Genomic DNA, 21,818 nt, shown 5'->3' on the forward strand with positions numbered 1-21,818 from the left:
AGACTTCTATGACCCTGATCAACCAGACCACCAACCTGCGCGATGCGCAGGGTGAGTTCGGTGCGGCACGCGCCGCGGAGAAGGCGGCCTGCGCCAAGCAGAACGCACAGGCCAGGCATACGGTCGCCGGTCACGCACTGGACGCGGCCGATTGCGATTACCTGCTGCAGATGCTGGGTCTGGACGCGGCCAGCCTCGGCCCGGACGGTCTCGCCAAGGATTGAAACACAACTGCCGGTCACCAGAAATTCTGATGACCGGCAGGAGTAGTCGTAATTACCCGGCCAGTTTGGCCAGGTTCGGGAAATTGCTGATTTCCCAGCCGCCGTCCACCACCAGTTCGGTACCGGTGATGTACGAGGCGTCGGCACTGGCCAGGAACAGACACGGTGCGGCGACCTGTTCCGCGGTCGCCGCGGCACCCAGCGGAATACGGTCCAGGAACATCTGTTTCGCCGGTTCGTACCCCATGACCGCGGCCACCAGCGGGGTGTCGACGAGGCCCGGCAGCACCGAGTTCACTCGAATTCCGTACTGGGCCAACTCCAATGCGGCGTTCTTGCTGAACATCACCACACCGGCCTTACCCGTGGAATAGGCGCTGCCGCCGGGCATGGGCACGCGGCCGTCCAATGACGAGATGTTCACGATGGCACCGCCGCCGGACTCGCGCATCAGACGGGCCTCGTGTTTGGTGCAGAGGAACACGCTCTTCTGCACCAGATCGACGGTGAAGTCCCAATCGGATTCGTCGAGATCGGTGACCGCGCCGATGCGGGAGCCACCCGCCACGTTGAAGGCCGCGTCGAGACGGCCGAAACGCGTCGCGGCAATGGCGATTCCGGCGGCGATCTGCGCCTCCACCGTCACATCGGCCACGGCGGGGACGAAGGCGTCGCCGAGTTCGGCGGCCTTCTTCTGCAAACCGGCCTCATCGATATCGAGGCCGACCACCGACGCGCCTTCGGCCACCAGTGCGGTGGCGATGGCCGAACCGATACCGGAGGCCGCGCCCGTCACCACGGCGGTCTTGCCACCGAATCGTGCTGTGCTCATTGTGAATTCCCTGATCTGCTCATTGATGCGCTACTGCCCGCGCCGACCGGCGCGCAGGAACTGCCCGGTGCGCTGTTTACCGAGGGCCGGGGATTTCTCGCCCAGCCCGAAGACGTGCTCGCCGTTCACCAGGACCGCGGTGACGGTGTCGTCATTGCGATTGACCATGCGAGAGAGGTTGTCGTACTCGGGAATCGGGTTCTCCGCGTACGCGTCCAGGCTCTCGTCCAGGTGCGCCGGATTGATGATCACCACATCGGCACGATCACCGACGCGCAGGTGCCCCGCGTCCAGGTCGTACCAGTCCGCCAGCTCGCCCGTGACGCGGTGCACGGCGTGCTCCAGGGTCATGAACGGCTGCCCGGCCTGCTGCGCCCGATTGACCCGGCGCAGCAGGCGCAGGCCGAAGTTGTAGAAGGCCATATTGCGCAGGTGCGCGCCCGCATCGGAAAAGCCCAGTTGCACACTGGGATCCGCGGCGAGCTGATCGAGCACCTCCGGCCGGTGATTGGAGATGGTGGTGCGCCAGCGCACCTTGGGGCCGTACTCCACCACCAGATCCAGGAAGGCGTCCACCGGATGCACGCCGCCGCGATCCACGCCGACCTGACCGAAGGTCTTGCCGATCACGCTCGCGTCCGGGCATTCGGTGATCTCGGCATCGAAGAAGTCCCGATGCCAGACCCGCGGACCCCACTTCTTGTCGTAATCCTTGCGGAACCAGCGCCGGTAGTTCTCATCGGCGAGCAGCTCGCGCCGCTCGTCGATCTGATTGGACAGGTGTAAGGCGGCCGCGCCGGAACCGAATTCCTCGAACACCGGCAGGTCGATGCCGTCCGAGTAGACCTCGAACGGCACCGGCAGATGCTGCCAGCGGAAATCGCCGCCGAGCCGGTTCAGGATCTTGCCGATGAGCGGGAAGACCTTCACCACACCGGGGATCGCCTTGATATCGGCGGCCGAGAGCAGGCTGACCTTCAGATTCGGCCGGAAGATGCCGAGACTGCTCACCGCCATGGCGACCAGGCTCTGCGGGCGGGCCACATCGGGACCGCCCTGGAGCGCCCGCTTGCGTTCGCGCAGAATGCGATTCAGCCGTCGCCGTTCCCTCGGCTTGGCGTAGGTGGAGGGCAGCGTGCGCGAGCGGCACACCTCACCGTCGAGCTTGTCGAACAGCAGCTGCTGTGACGACATGCCGACGAATCCGGCGTCGAGGGCCTCGGACAGCTTGTGCTCCATGGCCCGCAACTCGGATTCGGTGGGCGTGACATCGGGACTGGTGGCCCGCTCCAAACCCATCTGCGCCGACCGGATATCCGAATGACCGATGAATGCGGCCAGATTCGCGCCCAGCGGCAGCGCTTCCAGCGCCGCAACATAGCTGTGCGCGCTGTTCCAGGTCTTGAGCCCGTCGACGGCGGCCACCACGTGTTTGCGCGGAATGGCCTCCACCCGGCCGAACAGGTCACCGGCGTCGGAACCGTTCACGTGCACGGTCGAGAGCGAGCACGACCCGAGCAGAATCGTGGTGACGCCGTGCCGCAGCGATTCCGACAGCGTCGGATCCAGCAGCACCTCCACGTCATAGTGGGTGTGGATATCGACCATGCCCGGAATGACCCACTGCCCGGCGGCGTCTATTACTCGCGCGCAATCGGTTTCGTCCAGCGGGGTGGCACTGACCACGGCGATCCGGCCGCCGCTGATGCCGATATCACGGATGGCCGAGGGCGCGCCGGTGCCGTCGAACCAGCGACCGCCCTTGATGATGGTGTCGTACACGGTGATTCACTCCCCCAGCGATAGTTCGCGGCGCAGCACCTTGCCGGTCGCATTGCGCGGCAGGGCGTCGGCGGTGATGAGCCAGCGCGCGGGCACCTTGAAGTACGCCAGCCGCTGTGCCACGTGATCGCGCAGCTCATCCTCGGTGACCGAATCCGGGTCCGCGACAACGATAATGGCCGCGACCTCCTGCCCGAGATCCTCGTGCGGCACACCGAGCACCGCGGATTCGCGCACCAGCGGATGCTCATCGAGGGCGTTCTCGATCTCGGCGGGGTACACGTTCTCACCACCGCGCAGAATGAGATCCGAACGCCGCCCGGCCATTTGCAAACGGCCTTCGGAGACGAAGCCGAAGTCACCGGTGCGCAGCCAGCGATTCTCATCGATGGACGCGGCGGTGGCGGCCGGATCGTTGTAGTAGCCGAGCATGACGTACGGGCTGCGCACGCAGATCTCGCCCTCGGTACCGTCCGGCACGACTTTGCCTTCGGCATCACGGATTTCGATGGCGACGCCGACGATGGGCCGCCCCACGGTCTCCGGATTCGCGATCAGATCCGGCGGGGTCGCCACGGTGGCGGCGGTACCGCTCTCGGTGCAGCCGTAGCTGGTGGTCAGCGCGACCTGGGCCACCGGCACCCGCTCGCGCAGCCGCTGATGCAGGGCGGGCGAGGACGGCGCGGTGTTCAGCGACAGCGCCGACAGCGAGGACAGATCGTATTGCGCGACATCGACATCGAGCAGTCGGCTGGCCATGGTCGGCACCGCCGCCCAATTGGTGATGCGCTCGGATTCGATGAGCCCCAGAATCTTCTCGGCGTCGAAACCGCCGCTGTGGAAGATGACGGCGTCACCGGTGGTGAGCCGGGGAATCACCAGATTGTGCAGGCTCGCGATATGGAACAGCGGCGAGGTGTTGAGGTAGCGCCGATTCGTCGGCGAACCATCCCATTGCAGCCCGCGGAAGCCCGCCGCCAGCGCATCGGTGAAACGGTGATAGTCGCTGACCGCCACCATATTCCGCTGTGAGTGCACCACGCCCTTGGGACGGCCGGTGGTGCCGCTGGTGTAGAGGATGCAGGCCGGATCCTCCTCGGCCACTTCGGCGGTCGGGTACTGCCCCGCGAATTCCGCCGTCAGCGCCGGAAGGTCGTTCTCCATGGTGATCACGGGCACCTGTGCGCCCGAATCCGCCAGTAGCGCGGCCCGTTTGGCGTCCGCGATCACCACCTTCGGCTCGGTGTGCCCGATACCGTAGGCGATCTCCTGCGGGGCCCACCAGGCGTTGTAGCCGACCGGGATCGCGCCCAAACGCTGTGCGGCCCAGAAGGTCAGCACCCATTCGGGGGTATTGGCGGCCAGAATGCCGACCCGGTCGCCCTTGCCGACGCCGTAGCGCTCGGCCAGCGCGGCGGCGAGCGCGCCCGCCGCCTCGTAGTGCTGGGCGTAGGTCAGCCGGGAATCGGCGGTGACCAGGTAGTCGCGATCGCCGAGTTCGCGCGAATCCTCCAGCAGTTCCAGCAGGGAGCGCCGCCGATTGCGGAATACCGGAATGGTCGCGCCGAGCACCGGTTCCACGGTGATCTCGAACGGGCCGCCGGGACCGGTCAGGCCACCGGCGATCCGCGCCGCGAGCGCTTGGAGGTCAACAGCTTTGGTCATGAATCAGATCCTCGAGTATGTGGTGGGTCCGCGTACCGATATTGCCGTTTCTCCGCGCGCTCACGCGCCGCCCCGCACCGCGGCGAAGGCCGCCTTCAGGTAGGCGTCCGCGCGGTCGGAGCCGATCAGGCCCGGGGCCATGCGATTCATGGTGTACGCGAAGGTCACCCGGTGATCGAGATCGTTGACGACCATGGAGCCGCCGAGACCGCCCCACCAGCACACCCGGCCGTCCGGGACATTCGGCACCGTCTGCGCGTGCGGCAGGCCGTAACCGATGCCGAAGCGCAGCGGTAGCAGGATCGCCAAGTCCACACCGTCGGTCTGCTCATCGAAGATGAGGTCGATCGTCTTCTCGGACAGGTACTTCCGGCCGCTGAGCTCCCCGCCATTGCTGATCAGCGACTGGATGCGCGCCACCGAACGGGCATTGCCCTGACCGTTCACGCCGCCGATCTCGGCGTCCCGCCACTCCGGCGTACCGCACATCTCGAAATCCAGCAGCGGCTGGAACAGCGTCTTGTACATGACGCTGTCCTGCGGCAGCAGCGATTGATCGAACTCCGGATACTCCGGCGGCACCAGGGTGGCGATGCGATCGGAATACTGTGCGGCCCCGCCGATATGGAAGTCCGCGCCGAGCGGACCGGCCAGCTCGTCGGCGAAGAACTTCCCCAGGGTGCGGCCGTCGATGCGGCGGATCAGCTCACCGATCAGATGCCCGTAGTTGAGCGCGTGATAGCCCGAGACGGTGCCCGGCTCCCACCACGGCTCCTGTTCGGCCAGCCGCGCGGTGGACGACTCCCGCTCGTAGATATCGGGCACCTCGATCGGGGCTTCCCAGCCCGAGACGCCCGAGGTGTGCGAAAGCAGGTGCCGCACTTCGATATCGGCCTTGCCATTGGCCGCGAACTCCGGCCAATAGCGCGCCACCTTCTCGTGCACATCGAGCGCGCCCTGATCGACCAGCAGCAGGGCGCTGAGCGCGGTCATGGTCTTGGTGACCGAGAAGGCGTTCACCAGGGTGTCCGCACCCCAGCGCCGGGTGCGCTCGGGGTCCGCGTACCCGCCCCACAGATCGACGACGGTATCGCCCTCGACCGTGACGCACAGGGACGCGCCCAATTCCGCCCCCGACTCCACCTGTTCGGTGAAAGCCGTACGGACATCGGCGAATTCGTCGGCGCAGAATCCAGCCACGTTGCTCATTCCGATCCGCCCTTCCTCAGACTCGGACGGCCGCGCGGGCCGGGACCGGTAGCTCATGACCCCGTGCCGCGGCGCGTTTCGCACCGCGCGCCAGCTCGCGCTGGAGATCGCGCACATAGGGCTCGAATTCGATCTGAATGGTGTGCCGCGGCGAGTCGTAGTACTGGCCGCTGCGCTTCTCCTCGGCCAGCCGCATGGCCTCGGTCATCTCGGCCTCGGACGGCAGCCGGTAATTGCCGGTCAGATAGGCGGCGACCAGCTTGGACTGCTGTTCGGCGAAGTTCACCAGCGTCGGCATGGGCTGGGCCAGACCGAGATAGAAGAGATTGTCGATGCCCGGCTTGATCATCTGCCGGTACAGCGGAATCATATTGCGCGCATCGGGCACCAGTTCCGCATCGGAGAAGAACGGGAAGCTGATGTGATATCCGGTGGCGCACAACACCACATCCACCTCCTCCACACTGCCGTCGGCGAAATGCACGTTCTTGCCGTCCAGGCGGGTGATGGCGGGTTTGAAGTCGATATCACCGCAACCGGCGCGGTGCAGGAATTCCTCACTCGCGGACGGATGCGCCTCGAACGGCAGATGATCCGGCTTGGGCAGGCCGTAATCCTCCATATAGCCGCGATTCTTGACCACGAAGCGCTGTTTCAGCTTGAGCCCCAGCTTCTTCGGCATCCACGGCGGCAGCGACGCCTTATCGCCGACCTTGCCGTTCACATACTTGGGCAGTACCCAGACACCGCGCCGGGCGGACAGAAAGAACTTCGAGGCGATGAACTTCTGCGACAGCTCGGTGGCGATATCCAGCCCCGAATTGCCCATGCCCACGACCACGATCCGCTTACCGCGCATATCGATCGGATCGAACGGATCGTTGTAGGCGTGTGAATGCATGAGCACACCGTCGAATTCGCCCGGGTAGTCCGGCATACGCGGATCCCAGTGGTGGCCGTTGCACACCAGCAGCACGTCATAGGTTTCGGTGCGGCCGGTATCGGTGCTGATCTGCCACAGGCCCTCGGCATCGCGCTTGGCCGAGATCACCTTGGTGTTCAGGATGATTCGATCGCCGAAGCCGAAATGCTCGACGTAATCCTTGAAGTACTGATGCAGCTGGGTGTGGTGCGGGAAGTCCGGCCACTCATCCGGGGCCGGAAAGTCCTCGAAGGCCAGCCGGAACTTGGAGGTGTCGATGTGCAGGCTCTGATAGCAGGCCGACATGCCGTTCGGGTTCTTGAAGTACCAATTGCCGCCGATCTGATCGGAGGCCTCATAGCAATCGAAGGGGATGCCGTACTCGGCAAGCCGCTTGGCGGCAGTGATGCCGGACGGGCCGGCGCCGATAACGCACACCCTGGGCAACTCGCGTGTTTCCAATGCACTCTCCTGGCTTCGGCCGCAGGTCACACTCCACGGCCGGACGTGATGTGACACACACGCTAGCATTCGCTAGACATAGTGTCTAGTGAATCTACAAACGTCTATTATCGGGAGGGAAACACCGGCAGACGTAGACTCGAGCATCGGAAAAGGCCGCCGCACGGGCGCCTTTCGCTCACCCCGAACCAAGGCGGCCAGCACCCATGCAGACCGAACCGGCCACTGACCCCGCACCCGTCGCGGGGGTGACCACCCGGCGCACCTCACTGCGCGATGAGCAGAAACGGCTCACCCGCAGCAGGCTCATCGACGCGGCCAAACAGCTGTTCACCACCCAGGGGTACGCACCCGTGCGAGTGGACGACATCGCCGCGGCGGTCGGATGCAGCCGCGCCACCTTCTATCTGCACTTCACCGGCAAACCGGATGTATTGCGGGCCATCGCCGCCCAGGGCGCACTGCCCAGCGTGCAGCATTTCTACGAGGATCTGGACCACGTGCTCGACACCGGATCGCGCGAGGAGTTCGCGGCCTGGATGCGGCGATCCATCGACTGGTTCCAGGAGTACAAGGATCTGCTGCCCGCCTGGGATGAGGCGACGGCGCTGGAACCCGAGTTCCGGGAAGTGGCGCGCGAGGGCATTCTCGCGGTGCCGAATGTGATGACGTCGTATCTGTCGCGCTGGCCCGAGGGGCAGCAGGATGAGGCGCGGCTGCGGATCGAATTGCTGGTGGCGCAGCTGGAGCGGTTCTTCACGCGCTGGGCCATGCAGGGCACGATCGACGTCTCGGCCGAGGAGGCCGCGACGGTGCTGACCGATATCTGGTTCCCGGCGCTGCAAACACCCGGGGCCTGAGGGCTATTGGCGATGCCGGTCAGCGTGGATCGGCAAATGCTCTGCGGTGAGCACTGGCAAATGCCCAGTTGCCTCAGTTCGCGATGAATGTGGTGCGGGCTTGTTTCAATTCCCAGAAGGCGCGCAGCGCAATGATTTTCCCCGCCGAATTCACGCGATAGGTGAAGACGCCGTCCACCTCGGTGGCGCGCTCGGCGCGCTCGCTGCGAATGGTTCCGATGAACGCCACCTCATCGCCGCAGGCATAGGAATCGGTGAGCCGGAAGTCGATGGCGCTGGGGGCGATGGCCATATCCCAGAAGGCGGCAATGGCATCGAGGCCGAAATGGCCCGCACCGATGGGATCGTACGGGGAGATACCGATGGGGTCCTCGACCCGCGCGTCCGGCGCGAACAGGGCCAGCCACTCCGCCTTGCGTTTACCGCGCACCGCGGCCTGTGAGGCGAGACCGGCACGGCGGGCGGGATGTTCGGCATCGGACATGCCGCCATCCTGTGCCCGCCGCAGTCAATAGTCGACCGGGAATTCCGGTCAGCGGGCGGCGGCGGAACCCGTCCAGCCGAAGCCCGCACCCGGGGTGACAGCCGGATCATTGGCATTGACCTGCGCGCTGCACGCCTCATCGCTCAGGCCCGAGGCCTTGCACGCCGTCCACGGGTCGTACATCGGCACAGCGGAGGCAGGGGCGAAAGACCCTGCGGCACAACCTGCAATCAGACCGACAGTGACAACCAGCTTCTTCACCGGGAAACCCTTCGAGCGAAATGGAATTTCCTGGCACATTGCCATGGCACTGCGAAAACTGCCAAACAATCGAAGATTTCGGCGATTCGGTCAGGCGGCGCGAACGGTGCGCAATGTGCCCGCCGCGATGCGATAGCGATCGATGAGCAAACGCACGATCGCGGGGTGCACACCGATCGGCTCGGCCACTCCGTCCGCGCCCGCGCCATGCAGCCGCTCATGGAAAAGACCGTGCGCCAGCAGATACGACGCGATGAAAACCCGCTGTGCGCCCGCCGCCCGCAATTCGGCGACCACCTCGGGCACCTTCGGCTCACCGGTGGCGATATAGGCCACCCGCACCGGCGCGGCGATCTGCTCGGCCAGCAGTCCCGCCGCCCGCCGCACATCCCGGCGCGCCCGCGCATCCGATGATCCGGCCGCCGCGAACACCACCGCGTCACCGGGCCGCCAACCGGCAGCCCGCAACCGCATCCGCATCACCGCGGCCAGGGCCGGATCCGGCCCCATGGCCCGGGTGACCGCGACCGCGCCGTGCGCACTCGCGGCCACCTCTCGCGGCACATCCTGATACACGTGATAACCGGACGCCAGGAACGCCGGAACCACAACGGCGGGAACATCATCCACGTCGCACAACACCTCGGACGGCGAAGGCCCGAGCACATCCACGAACGCCGTCCGCACCCGCGGCACCTCGGAAGATGCCGATGCGCCCCCGAACGGCGCACCGGCACCAGTCTGTGCCCCGAGCTCGCGTGCCACGGCTTCCGCCAGCGCCGCGATCATCTCCACACCGCGCGCACTCCTGGTGCCGTGCGCCACCAGAATCAGCGCCGGGGTGTTCACCAGACCTCCGCTACGGGGGCGGGGCGGATCGGGCGGACCGGTGCGCCGGAGCCGGTGACGGCGGGACGCGGCGGGAAGACCGGGTGCGCCGCGCCGTTCATCGGGGAGTCGGTGGGACGGGCGATGGCGGGGCCGCGCGCCGGGATGTCCTGGCGAGGCGGGAAACCCGTTGCCTGGGAAGGGAATTGTGAGCGCGCGGCGGAAGCCGGAGGCGGAGCCTGGACCGGGCGCGGGTTGTCGATGCATTCGGCCGGGTCCAGGGCGAGGCGGTAGCCGCGCTTGACGACGGTTTGAATGGCCTTGGGGGTGCCCAGGCCCGCGCGCAGGCGGGCGATGGCGGTTTCCACGGCGTGGGTGTCATCGCCGCCGCCGGGGAGGGCGGCGAGCAGATCCTCGCGGGAGACCACGCGACCGGCCTGGCGGGCCAGCGAACGCATGAGAGCCATTGGGGCCGGGGCCAATTGGCGCACCTGGCCGTCCACCACGACGCATGCGCCGCGCACGCTCAGGATGTGACCGGCCGCCTGGATGCGGTTGGCACGGCGTGGAAGTTCCTCCGCCACATGGCGAGCCAGCGCGCCGAGCCGGGCGCGACCGGGCATGGTGGTGGCGACACCGAGTTCCTCCAGCGGCGCGGCGGTGATCGGGCCGACGCACGCGGCCAGCACACGACCCCGGAAGGCGTGCAGGATGGCGTCGAGCAGCCCGGTTTCCTTGGCGCGCATCAGAAGTGAGGCCACGGCGGGCGCACTGGTGAAGGTCACGCAGTCCAGGCCGCCGGTGACGATGCCCTCGATGAGGCGATCCATCGGGGTGCGGTCCTCGGGCGGAATCCAGCGGTAGACCGGCACCGGCACCACATCGGCTCCGGCACAGCGCAATACCTCGCAGAAGTCCGGGACCGGCTCCCATTCGGTGGTCGCGCCGTGCAGCTGCACCGCGATCCGCATACCCTCGACGCCCTGGGCGAGCAGATGATCGAGCACCTCGGCGGAGGATTCGGACGCGGGCGACCATTCCTCGCGCAGTTCGGCGGCGCGAATCGCGCCCTTGGCCTTGGGTCCGCGCGCCAGCATGCGGGTGGTGGCCAGGGTTTCGCGCAGTTCCTCGGCCAATCCCCAACCCTCGGCGGCCTCCATCCAGCCCCGGAATCCGATCCCGGTGGTGGCGACGGTGAGCTGCGGCGGTTCGGCGATCAGCTGGCGGGTGACCCGCTCCAGCTCGGTGTCATCGGCGAGCGGAATGATTCGAATCGCCGGTGCGGAAACAATATTCGCACCCCGGCGGGTGAGCAGCGTACCGAGCTCATCGGCCCGCCGCGCCGCCGTGATGCCGACAGTGAATCCGGCCAGCGGGGTGCCGGCGTCGACCTCGGTCATGCCGTACCGCCGTCGAACGCTCCAGGCTCACCGGGAAAACGCATGGGCTCGGTCGCCACCGAGACCACACCGTCCACCACACGCACCGCGTGCACCGGCACCGATACCGCCTCATCATCCAGGCAGCGCCCATCGACGAGCGAGAACGCCTGCTTGAGCAGCGGCGAAGCCACCACGGGCACCCCGCCGCGGTCGCCCACGATGCCGCGCGACATGACCGCCGCCCGGCCGAACGGATCGATATTGCCGATGGCGTACAACGTGCCATCGGTGGTCAAGAACAGCGCCGCCTGACGGCCGCCCTTCAGCAATACCGCAACGCCGCGGCCGGGAATCAGATAATCGAGTCGGCATGCCGGGGTCCAGCCGGCGAGGCTGGTCGCGGTGCCTGGTGTGTCGATCACGGTGGTCATCGGTACTCTCCTCCGAACGCCCTCACCTATTGATACGGACGTCCTGTTTCCGGGCGGTTAAGCGGTCATTTCCCGTAGGTGGCGATGGCTGAGCCGCTGATCACAGCGAATCGGCCGCCTTGATCGGCGGAATTCCCAGCAACACCGGCACCTTGCGCTCACCGCTCTCGTCGAAGGCGATGGTCGGATCCGCCTCTTCCGGGGCGTTGACGAACGATACGAAGCGGGACAGCTTCTCCTCGTCCTCGAGCACGGCGGCCCATTCGTCGCGGTAGCCGTCCACGTGCCGGGCCATGGCGGCTTCCAGATCGGCGGCGATGCCGAGACTGTCCTCGCAGACGACGGCCTTGAGGTAGTCGATGCCGCCCTCGAGGGCCTCCTGCCACGGCGCGGTGCGCTGCAAACGGTCGGCGGTGCGGATGTAGAACATCAGGTAGCGGTCGATATAGCTGATCAGCGTCTCGTCATCGAGTTCACCGGCCAGCAGCACCGCGTGCTTCGGGGTGAGACCGCCATTGCCGCCGACGTACAGGTTCCAGCCGTGCTCGGTGGCGATGACGCCGACGTCCTTACCGCGCGCCTCCGCGCATTCGCGGGCGCAACCGGATACGCCCAGCTTCAGCTTGTGCGGGGAACGCAAACCGCGGTAACGCTTTTCGAGCAGCACCGCCATGCCGACCGAATCCTGCTGACCGTAGCGGCACCAGGTGGAGCCGACGCAGGACTTCACCGTGCGCAGCGATTTGCCGTAGGCGTGCCCGGATTCCATGCCCGCGTCGACCAGGCGCTGCCAGATCAGCGGCAGCTGCTCGACCCGCGCGCCGAACAGGTCGATGCGCTGACCGCCGGTGACCTTCACGTACAGATCGAATTCCTTGGCCACCTGGCCGATGGTGATGAGCTGTTCGGCGGTCACCTCACCGCCGGGCATGCGCGGCACCACCGAATAGGTGCCGTTCTTCTGAAGATTGGCCAGGAAGTGATCGTTGGTGTCCTGGAGCGCGGCCTGCTCGCCGTCCAGAATGTGATCACTGGAGGTCGAGGCCAGGATGGAGGCCACGGTCGGCTTGCAGATATCGCAACCGGTGCCGGTGCCGTGCTTGGCGATCAGACCGGAGAAGGTGCGGATACCGGTGGACTGGATGATGTGGAACAGCTCGGCGCGGGACTGCGTGAAGTGCTCGCACAGCGACTTCGAGACCGCGACGCCCGACTGCTCCAGCAGCTTCTTGAGCATGGGAACGCAACCGCCGCAGGAGGTTCCGGCATTGGTGCAGCTCTTGATGGCCGGGACATCGCACGCGCCATCGGCGATCGCTCCGCAGATCGAACCCTTGGAAACATTGTTGCAGGAACAGATCTGGGCGTCATCGGGCAGTGCGTCCGCACCCAGTTCCGCACCGGCCGGGGAGATCAGCGCGGCCGGTTCGGCGGGCAGCGGGCGGCCGACCAGCGGGCGCAGCGAGGAGTACGCGGTGGCGTCGCCGACCAGGACGCCGCCGAGCAGCGTCTTGGCGTCATCGGAGACAACGAGTTTGGCGTAGGTGCCCTTGGCGGCATCGTGCAGTACCACCGAGAGCGCGCCCTCGGTGCGGGCGTGCGCGTCACCGAAGCTGGCCACGTCCACACCGAGCAGCTTGAGCTTGGTGGACAGGTCCGCACCCGGGAATTCCCCCGCACCACCGAGCAAGCGGTCCGCGACGACCTCGGCGGTGCTGTAGCCGGGGGCGACCAGGCCGTAGCAGACGCCCTCGATCGCGGCGACCTCGCCGATGGCGTAGATGTTCGGATCGGAGGTTCGCAGGCTCAGGTCGGTGATGATGCCACCGCGCGGGCCGACCTCGATGCCTGCCGTGCGGGCGATCTCATCGCGGGGGCGCACGCCCGCCGCGAACACCACCAGGGCGGCGCGCAACTGCGACTCGTCCGAGAAGGTGACGTTCAGCTTCTCCGAAAGCGGTGCGTCCGCGATGGTTTCGATGCTGGAGGTGCCGACGCCGGTGTGTACGTGCAGGCCCAGTTCGGTGACCAGCTTGGCCAGGATCGCGCCGCCGCCCTCATCGATCTGGGCGGGCATCAGCCACTGGTTGAACTCGACCACGTGCGGGGTCATGCCCAGCAGGCGCAGCGCGTTGGCGGCCTCCAGGCCGAGCAGACCGCCGCCGACGACCACGCCGACCGCGCCCGGACCGGCGGCTTCGGCGGTGGCGCGAATGCCGTCCAGATCCTCGAGGGTGCGGTAGACGAAGCATTCGGGCTCGTCATGACCGGGGACCGGCGGTACGAAGGCGTACGAACCGGTCGCGAGAACCAGTGCGTCATAACCGATTACGTCACCGGTCGAGGTGGTGACCTTGCGCGCGGCCTTGTCGATCGCGTCGGCGCGCACGCCCAGGCGCACCTGCACCAGCTCATCGCCCGGGTAGTCGTTACCCGGCAGCGCCAGCGCCGCGGTCTCCCACTCGCCCACGTAGGACGAGAGGCCGACTCGGTCGTACGCGGCCAGCCGCTCCTCGCTGAGCACGATGACCTGCCAGTCACCGGCGTCGTCGCGGGAGCGCAGCGCCTCCACGAAACGGTGTCCCACCATGCCGTGGCCGACGACCACCGCGGTCTTGCGTTCGACTGAGTTCGTCATGACAGGTCCTTTCGGGACGGTGCGGGTCAGACCCGGGCCGACGTGGTGGACGGGGAATCGGATTCGGCCGCTTCGGCTTTCAGCACCAGCGCCTCGGCCTCGGTGACCACCTCGGAATCGAGGGCCTTGAGACTCGGGCGGCGCATGAAGACCGTCCAGCAGACCAGGGCGCAGACCACGTAGAAGACCATGAAGACCCAGAAGGCGGTGGTGGCCGAACTGGTGGAGGCGTAGGAGGAGCGCAGCACCAGGTTGATGCCGACACCGCCCAGGGCGCCGATCGCGCCGACGAAACCGATGAGCGCACCGGAAGTGTTCTGCGCCCACGCCGCGCGGGTCGCCGAATCGCCCTCGATACCACGGGATTTCGCTTCGAAAACAGACGGGATGATCTTGGTGACCGCGCCGTTGCCGAACCCGGAGATGATGAACAACGCGGTGAAGCCGATGATCAGCGCCACCAGCACGCCGCCCTTGGGGCTGCCCGTGCCGTCACCCAGGGTGCTCGACACCGCGACCACCGCGGCGGCTGTCGTCATAGCCCCGAAGGTGTACAGCGTGACCCGGCTGCCGCCGATGCGATCGGCCCACTTACCGCCGTAGGGGCGGGCCAGCGAACCCAGCAGCGGACCGATGAAGGCAATCTGCGCCGCGTGCAGCGCCGCGGCGGCGGCGGTCGCGCCGCCCGCCTTGAAGCTGATCTGCAACACCTGGCCGAACGCGAAGCTGTAGCCGATGAAGGAACCGAAGGTGCCGATGTACAGGAAGGCAATGGCCCAGGACTGCGGTACCCGCAGCGCCTTGAGCATGTAGGACAGATCCGCCTTCTGGTTCTTGACGTTGTCCATGTTCAGCGCCGCGCCCAGCGCCGCGACCACGATGAGCGCCAAGTACACCAGGCAGACCACCGAGGCATTGCCGTACGCGTTGCCCAGGGTGGCGATGACTCCCAGGCCGACAAGCTGAATCACCGGCACGCCGATATTGCCGCCGCCCGCGTTCATGCCCAGTGCCCAGCCCTTGAGCCGCTGCGGGTAGAAGACGTTGATATTCGACATCGACGAGGAGAAGTTGCCGCCGCCCAGACCCGCGAACGCCGCGATCACCAGGAAGGTGGTGTACGAGGTGCCCGGCTTGTTGATGAAGTACAGCGTCAGCAGCACCGGCACCAGCAGCGCCAGCGCGCTGAAGATGGTCCAGTTGCGCCCGCCGAACCTGGCGGTGGCCACGGTGTATGGAATACGCATGATGCCGCCCACCAGGGTCGGCACGGCGCCGAGGAAGAACTTTCCGGCGGTGTCGATATGGAACACATTGGTGGGCATGAACAGCACCATGACCGACCAGATCGACCACACCGAGAATCCGATGTGCTCGGCGAACACCGACCAGATCAGATTGCGCCGGGCGATGGCCTTACCACCGGATTCCCAGGCTTGAACATCCTCGGCATCCCAGTGTTCGATGTCGCGATTGCGCGTCAGCATCTTCCCGGCCTCCCTGAAATCTTGATGACTTCAAGGTAGGAAACGGGTATTGCCGCAATGCTGCGCGAAATGACCGGGAAATCAAACGTTGCTCACGTATCTCATGAGCGCGCGGTGAGACGGCGAGAAACCTCACCGTCACATTCACCGCGTAGTGCGCGGAATTATCCCCACGTATCTTCCAGCATGCGCGGCTTGCACGCCAGCCAAGCGCCGCCGACCAACACCAGCACCGCGACCGACAGGAAGGCGAAGGGCGCCAGCCACTTTCCGGTCATCGTGTGCAGCGCGCCGAACAGCACCGGGCCGATGCATGCCACGGCGTAGCCGACACCCTGGGTGAAACCGGACAGCGCGGCCGAACCGGCGGAGGTGCGGGTGCGCAGGTTGATCAGGGTCAGCGCCATCGGGAAGGTGGACGGGCCCAGGCCCAGCAGCAGCACCCACACCAGCGGGGCGCTCATCGGGGCGATGAGCAGACCTGCGAAACCGGCGAAGAAGAAACCGGCACAGGCGATCACGACCGGGAACGGATTGCGCATGCGGCCCACCACGATCGGCGCGCTCAGCGCGGCGGCCAGGCCGATGAGGGCGAAGACGCCGACCATGCTGCCGCCGAAGGACGCGCTGGCCCCGGCGTCGGAGAAGATCGTGGGCATCCAGGTGAACATGGAATACGTGGTCAGCGAGGTCATACCGAACATCAGGGCCATGCCCCAGGCCAGCGGTGAACGCCACACCTTGCCGGTCGCCTCCAGCGGCTCGGGCGGGAGTTCAGTGGTGTCCAGGCGGGCGTGATCACGCCGGATGCGCAGCACACCGAGCCACGGCAGCATGGCCAGCAGGGGCAGAATCGCCCACAGGCCCAAGGAGACTCGCCAGCCGTGCGAATCCGCCAGCGGCACCGCGATCAGCGCCGGGATGACGGTGCCCAGCTGCACCAGCACGATGTAGACCGAGCTCAGCAGGGCCAGGCGATCGGAGAAGTACCGCTTGACCAGCGGCGGGATCACCACATTGCCGATGCCCATACCGGTCAGGGCCAGTGCCGAGAAGGCGAGCAGCTCCCAGGTATCGGGGACCACCGCGCGCACGGCGGAACCCGCGGCGGTCATGAGCATGGCGATCAGGGCGGTGGTTTCCAGCCCGAAGCGGCGGGAGAGAACGGGGGTGAGCAGGCCCGCGATGGCGAACATGGCGGTCGGGATCATGCCGAAGACGCCGACGACGGCGGTGGAATAGCCCAGGTCATCGCCGATGCGAGAGGCCAGCGGGGTGAAGGCGGTGACCGCGATGCGCAGGGTGAGCGCGGACATCAGGATGGCGGCCAGGACGAGCAGGCGGCCTTCGAGCAGGGAGCGTTTGCGTTCCGGTACCGATCGCCTCGTATGCGCCTTTTCCGATTCGACGGCGGCGTTCTGCCGGGTAGCAGAAGTAAGGCCCCGCGTGGGGGCCGTCGTCTCGTTCAGGGTCGCAGTCACCACGAAATCATAGGATGACCCGATGATGTGATGCAAAGAATGTGAGGCACGGTACGCTGTGCAACGTGCAACCAGTCCGGCGCACCAGCCTCATCGCCCAGGTGACCGAGCAGCTGCGTGCCGAAATCCGTTCCGGCCGTTGGCCCGTCGGCTCGCGTATCCCCACCGAGCCCGAACTCACCGAGCTCACCGGCACCGGCCGCAATACCGTCCGTGAGGCCGTGCAGGCGCTCGTCCACGCGGGGATGGTCGAGCGCAGACAGGGTTCGGGGACCTATGTGATCTCCACCTCCACGCTCGGCGGCACCCTCACCGAGTTCTTCGCCGACGCCCAGCAGCGCGACATCCTCGAACTGCGGCAGGCGCTGGACACCACCGCCGCCGCACTCGCCGCCCAACGCCGCGATGACATCGACATCGCGAACCTGGAGCGACTCGACCGGGAACGCCGGATCGCCTGGGATGACGATCACGACACCGCCATCGACGCCGACGTGCAACTGCACCGCGCCATCGTGGTCGCCAGTCATAACGCGGTATATCTGGAGTTCTACGATTCGCTGCTGCCGGTGATCGCGGCCGGAATCCGTTCTCGCTCCGAGAAAGCCGGCGAGGCGTACCACACCGAGCACACCGAGCTGGTGCGCGCGGTCATCGACGGTGATCCCGAGCGCGCGGCGCGGGCGGCCAACTGCTTCCTCGGCTCGCTCATCGCGGAATATCCGGACAACCGATAAATCCTGCGGGTAAACGGAACGTCACCGCGCAGGTCATCCGAAGGTGAGCCGGAATTAGTTTCGGCGTCACCGAATGCTATGTCGGCGTAATCACACCTTCGTACGGTTGTCCCGACCGCAGGTAACCACGATGAGGGCGGTCGACATGCGAGAGGAACGCTGCTCATGGCAACCGTCGAAGAAACGAAACCCGCGTTCGCATTTCAGAAACGCGGACGATGGATAGATCACTGGGAACCCGATAACAGTGAATTCTGGGAGAACGGCGGAAAACAAACCGCGCGCAAGAATCTGATCTTCTCGGTATTCGCGGAAAACCTCGGGTTCAGCATCTGGGTGATCTGGGGCAGCGTCGTCACCGCCATGGGCGCGGCCGGATTCGACTTCCTCGCCGGACTCGGCAAGGGCAACCCGACCGCGGTCAGCAACGCCCTGCTGCTCACCTCCACCCCGACGCTTGTCGGTGCGGCACTTCGCATTCCGTACACCTTCGCCATCCCGCGCTTCGGCGGGCGCAACTTCACCATCTTCAGCGCGGGCATGCTGCTGCTGCCCACACTCGGCCTGGCCTGGTTCATCAATCAGCCCGGCACGCCCATGTGGGTGTTCATGCTGCTGGCCGCGCTCGCCGGTGTCGGCGGCGGCAACTTCTCCTCGTCGATGGCGAACATCAACTTCTTCTACCCCGAAGGCAAAAAGGGTGCGGCACTTGGCATCAACGCCGCGGGCGGCAATCTCGGCGTGGCGCAGACCCAGTTGTTCGTGCCGCTGATCATCACGCTCGGCACGCACATCATGGCCAAGGACGCGGGCGGTTACCGGTTCGGCATCACCCTCGCGGTGCTCATGTGGATTCCGTTCATCCTGGTCGCCATGTTCGGGGCGCTGCGATACATGGACTCGCTGTCCGGCGCGAAATCCGATGGGGCGTCGTACAAATTGGCGCTCACCAACCGGCACACCTGGGTGATGGCGATCCTCTACGTCGGCACCTTCGGATCGTTCATCGGCTTCTCCTTCGCGTTCCCGACACTGCTCAAGGCCAACTTCCCCAGCCTCGCCAAGATCGGCTGGATGGGGACGCTCGGCAATCTGGCATTCCTCGGCGCACTCGTCGGCTCCATGAGCCGGCCGTTCGGCGGATGGATCTCCGATAAGGTCGGCGGGGCCAAGATGACGCTGTACGTGTTCGGCGGTATGGCGGTCGCGACACTGCTCATCATGGCGTCGCTGTCGGCGAAGAACTTTCCGCTGTACCTGATTTCGTTCCTGGTGCTGTTCGTGCTCACCGGTATCGGCAACGGGTCCACCTACCGGATGATCCCGTCCATCTTCGGGGCGGAATCGCGGCGGCGAGCCTCGGAGACCGGGCAGGACATCTCGGCGGCGCTCATCTCCGCCAAGCGGCAGGCCGGTGCGGCCATCGGTGTCATCGGCGCGGTCGGCGCGGCGGGCGGCTGGGTGCTACAGCAGGCGCTGCGGCTGTCGAATACGCACTACGGCAGCATGACTCCGGCGTTCTGGGGGTACGCGGTGGCGTATCTCGCGATGGCGGGGATCACCTGGTGGTTCTATCTGCGGACCTCGTTCGCGGCGAGCCGCGTCCCGTCCCTGGCGCACGCCAACGTGTGATTCTCGCGCTCGGGGAGCATCAATCCCCCTGAATATGACTGTCGCGCCGAGCAATTCGCTCGGCGCGACAGTCTTTCGGCATCGGCGCGGATCGGACGACCGCGCTTGTCCGACTACAGGATCAGCCGGATCATGTCGGCGGTGCGCGCCAGCCCCGGGAACGCCTGCGGCGTCGACCTCGGGTGCAGCGCGTGCACCGCGAGCCGGAACATGACCGCCCGCACCAGCATCTGCGGCCATTCGGGCAGTCCCGCCCAGCGCTCCAGCAGGCCGTCGTCGGCTCCGCCCCAGGACAGCGCGTCGACCACGATGACGGCCGCCGCCCAGGGCGCGGGCCGCCAATACGGGGTGATGTCGGTAAGGCCGGGCGCGGAACCGGTGTGGAACAGCACGGTCCCGAACAGATCACCGTGCACCAGCTGCGGCGGCGTGGCGATCGGCTTACGCAGCGTCGAAAGCTGCGTGATCAACATCAGACTGCGATCCCCGTCCGGCGAGGTCGCGGGCAGCAACCCGCCCACCTTCAACGTCCGCAACGGCACCGCCTCCCAGGCAGCCCGATCCGCCGCGGCGAAAACATCCACATCCATCCAGGGCGCGGCGGGCGCCTGCGCCAGAAACCGAGGCCGCTCCAACTTCGCCGTCACCTCGTGTAATCGAAGCGATAGCGAGACCACCTCATCATGCCGAGGCTCCGGAATCCCCTCGAGGAAGGTATCCGCCCGCCACCCCGACACCACATACCGCCCATCGGTGGCCCGCACCGGCCGAGCCAACCGCACCCCATCAACCCGCAACGTCTCCCGAACCTTCGCCGACCAGGCAGCCCGCGCATGATCGGTCACCGGACTCAACACCACATCCGCACACCGCCACCCCCCATCCCAGTTCCCCAGCGGAACCGGCGCAGCCTCGCGCAACCCAAAGGTCGCCCGCACATGCTCAGGAGGCTCCACAGCAGTCATGGTCACGCGCGTACGGTACCGCCGCAAAGTGACCCGAATCGGACGCCGCGCCGGAAACCGCCCGGTCCGTAAACCATCCTTACCGCCTCGGCCACCAGCCCGCGGATTCCGCATTCACACAACGGCTTCGAGAACATCAGCAGTGCCCTCTGGGGAAATGCCCCGATGGCGGCGGGACTCGACCGGCGAATCGAGTCGATCGGATCCGGCCTTGCGAACCCACCGCGGACCACCAAAACGGGCGTCGGTAAGCCTAAGCCGTAGCGGGCCAAGCCATTTCGACTGGCCGGGAGTTGGCTCCCGACCAGCCTCTGCGTTTCGGTGTGCCGCCTAGTAGACCGGGAGGGAGGGGTCTACCTGGTTGGCCCAGGCGATGATGCCGCCTTGGAGGTGGGTGGCGTCGGAGAAGCCGGCGTTTTTCAATGCGGCCAATGCCTCGGCTGAGCGGATGCCGGTTTTGCAGTGCAGGACTATGGGGGTGTTTTGGGGGAGGTCGGCTAGGGCTTCGCCGGTGAGGATGCGGTCCTTGGGGATCAGGGTTGCGCCTTCTATGCGGACGATTTCCCATTCGACTGGTTCGCGGACGTCGATGATGGCTACGTCCTTGCCCGCGTCGAGCATTTCCTTCAGTTCGCGGGCGGTCACCGTGGAGCCGATCGCGGCGGCTTGGCCTTCCTCGGAGACCACGCCGCAGAAGGCGTCGTAGTCGATGAGTTCGGTGATGGGCTGGCGTTCGGGGTCGCGGCGGAGCTTGATGGTGCGGTAGGTCATATCGAGTGCGTCGTAGACCATCAGGCGGCCGAGCAGCGGGTCGCCGATGCCGGTGATGAGTTTGATGGCCTCGGTGACCATGATCGAGCCGATGGACGCGCACAGCACGCCCAGGACGCCGCCTTCGGCGCAGGAGGGGACCATGCCGGGCGGCGGGGCCTCGGGGTAGAGGTCGCGGTAGTTGATGCCGCGGCCGTCGGGGGCGTCTTCCCAGAAGATGGAGACCTGGCCCTCGAAGCGATAGATGGAACCCCAGACGTACGGCTTGCCCGCGAGCACGGCGGCATCGTTCACCAGATAACGCGTGGCGAAGTTGTCGGTGCCGTCGACGATCAGGTCGTACTGCCGGAACAGTTCGATGGCGTTATCGGGTTCGAGGCGAATCTTGTGCAGCTCCACGTTGATTCCGGAGTTGATCTCCAGAATCGAGTCGCGGGCGCTGTCCGCCTTGGAACGGCCGATATCGGATTCGCCGTGAATGATCTGGCGTTGCAGGTTCGAGGCGTCGACCTCGTCGAATTCGACGATGCCGAGCGTGCCCACACCGGCGGCGGCCAGATACAGCAGCGCCGGGGAACCCAGCCCGCCCGCACCGATCACCAGTACGCGGGCGTTCTTCAGACGTTTCTGACCCGTCACCCCGAGATCGGGAATGATCAGATGGCGGCTGTAGCGGGCGACCTCGTCCTTGGTCAGCTCCGCGGCCGGCTCCACCAGGGGCGGCAGGGAAGGATGCGTTGCTGTCACGCTGGCAGACTCCTCAAT

19 protein-coding genes are annotated in these 21,818 nt (G+C 66.3%); 4 read left to right on the forward strand and 15 right to left on the reverse strand.

Going from position 1 to position 21,818, the window contains the following annotated elements; translation table 11 throughout:
* Positions 1 to 8 precede the first annotated feature (8 nt).
* A complete protein-coding gene (locus AB0L82_RS22725) occupies positions 9 to 224 on the forward strand; it encodes a hypothetical protein (RefSeq protein WP_364639464.1) in 216 nt (71 codons plus the stop codon).
* Positions 225 to 276: 52 nt separating this feature from the next.
* Here the strand turns inward: AB0L82_RS22725 and AB0L82_RS22730 are convergent, their stop codons facing one another.
* Genes AB0L82_RS22730 through AB0L82_RS22750 form a run of 5 tightly spaced genes read right to left on the reverse strand, consistent with a single transcriptional unit; the run spans position 277 to position 7,096 of the window.
* A complete protein-coding gene (locus AB0L82_RS22730; protein ID WP_364639467.1) occupies positions 277 to 1,056 on the reverse strand; it encodes an SDR family NAD(P)-dependent oxidoreductase in 780 nt (259 codons plus the stop codon).
* Between the two features lie 30 nt (positions 1,057 to 1,086).
* On the reverse strand, positions 1,087 to 2,838 hold the full coding sequence (locus AB0L82_RS22735; RefSeq protein WP_364639469.1) for an amidohydrolase family protein: 1,752 nt from the start codon (positions 2,836 to 2,838) through the stop codon (positions 1,087 to 1,089).
* Positions 2,839 to 2,844: 6 nt separating this feature from the next.
* Positions 2,845 to 4,503 carry a class I adenylate-forming enzyme family protein gene (locus AB0L82_RS22740; RefSeq protein WP_364639472.1) on the reverse strand — a complete coding sequence of 553 codons (1,659 nt, stop codon included), beginning with the start codon at positions 4,501 to 4,503 and terminating at the stop codon, positions 2,845 to 2,847.
* A gap of 60 nt (positions 4,504 to 4,563) precedes the next feature.
* Complete coding sequence (locus AB0L82_RS22745; protein WP_364639475.1) at positions 4,564 to 5,712, reverse strand: serine hydrolase domain-containing protein; 1,149 nt, start codon at positions 5,710 to 5,712, stop codon at positions 4,564 to 4,566.
* A gap of 16 nt (positions 5,713 to 5,728) precedes the next feature.
* Complete coding sequence (locus tag AB0L82_RS22750) at positions 5,729 to 7,096, reverse strand: NAD(P)-binding domain-containing protein (protein WP_364639478.1); 1,368 nt, start codon at positions 7,094 to 7,096, stop codon at positions 5,729 to 5,731.
* 206 nt (positions 7,097 to 7,302) lie between these two features.
* On the opposite strand from AB0L82_RS22750, the gene AB0L82_RS22755 reads away from it, so the two are divergent.
* On the forward strand, positions 7,303 to 7,956 hold the full coding sequence (locus AB0L82_RS22755) for a TetR/AcrR family transcriptional regulator (protein ID WP_364639481.1): 654 nt from the start codon (positions 7,303 to 7,305) through the stop codon (positions 7,954 to 7,956).
* A gap of 73 nt (positions 7,957 to 8,029) precedes the next feature.
* Here the strand turns inward: AB0L82_RS22755 and AB0L82_RS22760 are convergent, their stop codons facing one another.
* The 8 genes from AB0L82_RS22760 to AB0L82_RS22795 all read right to left on the reverse strand — a co-directional run bounded on the left by AB0L82_RS22760 (position 8,030) and on the right by AB0L82_RS22795 (position 16,783).
* Entirely contained in the window at positions 8,030 to 8,440 is a 411-nt protein-coding gene (locus AB0L82_RS22760; protein WP_364639484.1) for a nuclear transport factor 2 family protein, read from the reverse strand.
* Between the two features lie 48 nt (positions 8,441 to 8,488).
* On the reverse strand, positions 8,489 to 8,623 hold the full coding sequence (locus tag AB0L82_RS22765) for a hypothetical protein (RefSeq protein WP_364639487.1): 135 nt from the start codon (positions 8,621 to 8,623) through the stop codon (positions 8,489 to 8,491).
* A 168-nt stretch (positions 8,624 to 8,791) separates the two neighbouring features.
* On the reverse strand, positions 8,792 to 9,550 hold the full coding sequence (locus AB0L82_RS22770) for a CbiX/SirB N-terminal domain-containing protein (protein WP_364639490.1): 759 nt from the start codon (positions 9,548 to 9,550) through the stop codon (positions 8,792 to 8,794).
* On the reverse strand, positions 9,547 to 10,929 hold the full coding sequence (locus AB0L82_RS22775) for a uroporphyrinogen-III synthase (protein ID WP_364639493.1): 1,383 nt from the start codon (positions 10,927 to 10,929) through the stop codon (positions 9,547 to 9,549). Before AB0L82_RS22775 ends, AB0L82_RS22770 begins: the two co-directional genes overlap by 4 nt.
* Positions 10,926 to 11,342 carry a nitrite reductase small subunit NirD gene (gene nirD / locus AB0L82_RS22780; protein WP_364639496.1) on the reverse strand — a complete coding sequence of 139 codons (417 nt, stop codon included), beginning with the start codon at positions 11,340 to 11,342 and terminating at the stop codon, positions 10,926 to 10,928. Before nirD ends, AB0L82_RS22775 begins: the two co-directional genes overlap by 4 nt.
* A 100-nt stretch (positions 11,343 to 11,442) precedes the next feature.
* Complete coding sequence (gene nirB, locus AB0L82_RS22785; protein ID WP_364639499.1) at positions 11,443 to 13,980, reverse strand: nitrite reductase large subunit NirB; 2,538 nt, start codon at positions 13,978 to 13,980, stop codon at positions 11,443 to 11,445.
* A 26-nt stretch (positions 13,981 to 14,006) separates the two neighbouring features.
* Complete coding sequence (locus AB0L82_RS22790; RefSeq protein WP_364639501.1) at positions 14,007 to 15,467, reverse strand: nitrate/nitrite transporter; 1,461 nt, start codon at positions 15,465 to 15,467, stop codon at positions 14,007 to 14,009.
* A gap of 164 nt (positions 15,468 to 15,631) precedes the next feature.
* Positions 15,632 to 16,783 carry an MFS transporter gene (locus AB0L82_RS22795; RefSeq protein ID WP_364640447.1) on the reverse strand — a complete coding sequence of 384 codons (1,152 nt, stop codon included), beginning with the start codon at positions 16,781 to 16,783 and terminating at the stop codon, positions 15,632 to 15,634.
* A gap of 230 nt (positions 16,784 to 17,013) precedes the next feature.
* Between AB0L82_RS22795 and AB0L82_RS22800 the strand changes: the two genes are divergently transcribed.
* Together AB0L82_RS22800 and AB0L82_RS22805 are read left to right on the forward strand one after the other, a co-directional pair.
* Positions 17,014 to 17,685 carry an FCD domain-containing protein gene (locus AB0L82_RS22800; RefSeq protein WP_364639504.1) on the forward strand — a complete coding sequence of 224 codons (672 nt, stop codon included), beginning with the start codon at positions 17,014 to 17,016 and terminating at the stop codon, positions 17,683 to 17,685.
* Positions 17,686 to 17,850: 165 nt separating this feature from the next.
* On the forward strand, positions 17,851 to 19,317 hold the full coding sequence (locus tag AB0L82_RS22805; protein WP_364639507.1) for a nitrate/nitrite transporter: 1,467 nt from the start codon (positions 17,851 to 17,853) through the stop codon (positions 19,315 to 19,317).
* Positions 19,318 to 19,430: 113 nt separating this feature from the next.
* On the opposite strand, the gene AB0L82_RS22810 is transcribed toward AB0L82_RS22805, so the two are convergent.
* The gene (locus AB0L82_RS22810; protein ID WP_364640450.1) at positions 19,431 to 20,282 is read right to left on the reverse strand and encodes a TIGR02569 family protein; all 852 of its coding nucleotides are present in this window, start codon (positions 20,280 to 20,282) and stop codon (positions 19,431 to 19,433) included.
* A 330-nt stretch (positions 20,283 to 20,612) separates the two neighbouring features.
* A complete protein-coding gene (moeZ, locus tag AB0L82_RS22815; protein WP_364639510.1) occupies positions 20,613 to 21,800 on the reverse strand; it encodes an adenylyltransferase/sulfurtransferase MoeZ in 1,188 nt (395 codons plus the stop codon).
* Between the last annotated feature and the right edge of the window lie 18 nt (positions 21,801 to 21,818).

It is taken from the genome of Nocardia sp. NPDC052001, from assembly GCF_040680615.1.
Classification (GTDB): domain Bacteria; phylum Actinomycetota; class Actinomycetes; order Mycobacteriales; family Mycobacteriaceae; genus Nocardia.

Excerpts from the sequence above, each read along its gene's own strand:
- AB0L82_RS22725 (WP_364639464.1), top strand. The coding sequence starts at position 9 with ATGACCCTGATCAACCAGACCACCAACCTGCGCGATGCGCAGGGTGAG.
- AB0L82_RS22730 (WP_364639467.1), bottom strand. The coding sequence starts at position 1,056 with ATGAGCACAGCACGATTCGGTGGCAAGACCGCCGTGGTGACGGGCGCG.
- AB0L82_RS22740 (WP_364639472.1), bottom strand. The coding sequence starts at position 4,503 with ATGACCAAAGCTGTTGACCTCCAAGCGCTCGCGGCGCGGATCGCCGGT.
- AB0L82_RS22745 (WP_364639475.1), bottom strand. The coding sequence starts at position 5,712 with ATGAGCAACGTGGCTGGATTCTGCGCCGACGAATTCGCCGATGTCCGT.
- AB0L82_RS22755 (WP_364639481.1), top strand. The coding sequence starts at position 7,303 with ATGCAGACCGAACCGGCCACTGACCCCGCACCCGTCGCGGGGGTGACC.
- AB0L82_RS22760 (WP_364639484.1), bottom strand. The coding sequence starts at position 8,440 with ATGTCCGATGCCGAACATCCCGCCCGCCGTGCCGGTCTCGCCTCACAG.
- AB0L82_RS22765 (WP_364639487.1), bottom strand. The coding sequence starts at position 8,623 with ATGTACGACCCGTGGACGGCGTGCAAGGCCTCGGGCCTGAGCGATGAG.
- AB0L82_RS22775 (WP_364639493.1), bottom strand. The coding sequence starts at position 10,929 with ATGACCGAGGTCGACGCCGGCACCCCGCTGGCCGGATTCACTGTCGGC.
- nirD (WP_364639496.1), bottom strand. The coding sequence starts at position 11,342 with ATGACCACCGTGATCGACACACCAGGCACCGCGACCAGCCTCGCCGGC.
- nirB (WP_364639499.1), bottom strand. The coding sequence starts at position 13,980 with ATGACGAACTCAGTCGAACGCAAGACCGCGGTGGTCGTCGGCCACGGC.
- AB0L82_RS22790 (WP_364639501.1), bottom strand. The coding sequence starts at position 15,467 with ATGCTGACGCGCAATCGCGACATCGAACACTGGGATGCCGAGGATGTT.
- AB0L82_RS22795 (WP_364640447.1), bottom strand. The coding sequence starts at position 16,783 with ATGTCCGCGCTCACCCTGCGCATCGCGGTCACCGCCTTCACCCCGCTG.
- AB0L82_RS22805 (WP_364639507.1), top strand. The coding sequence starts at position 17,851 with ATGGCAACCGTCGAAGAAACGAAACCCGCGTTCGCATTTCAGAAACGC.
- AB0L82_RS22810 (WP_364640450.1), bottom strand. The coding sequence starts at position 20,282 with ATGACTGCTGTGGAGCCTCCTGAGCATGTGCGGGCGACCTTTGGGTTG.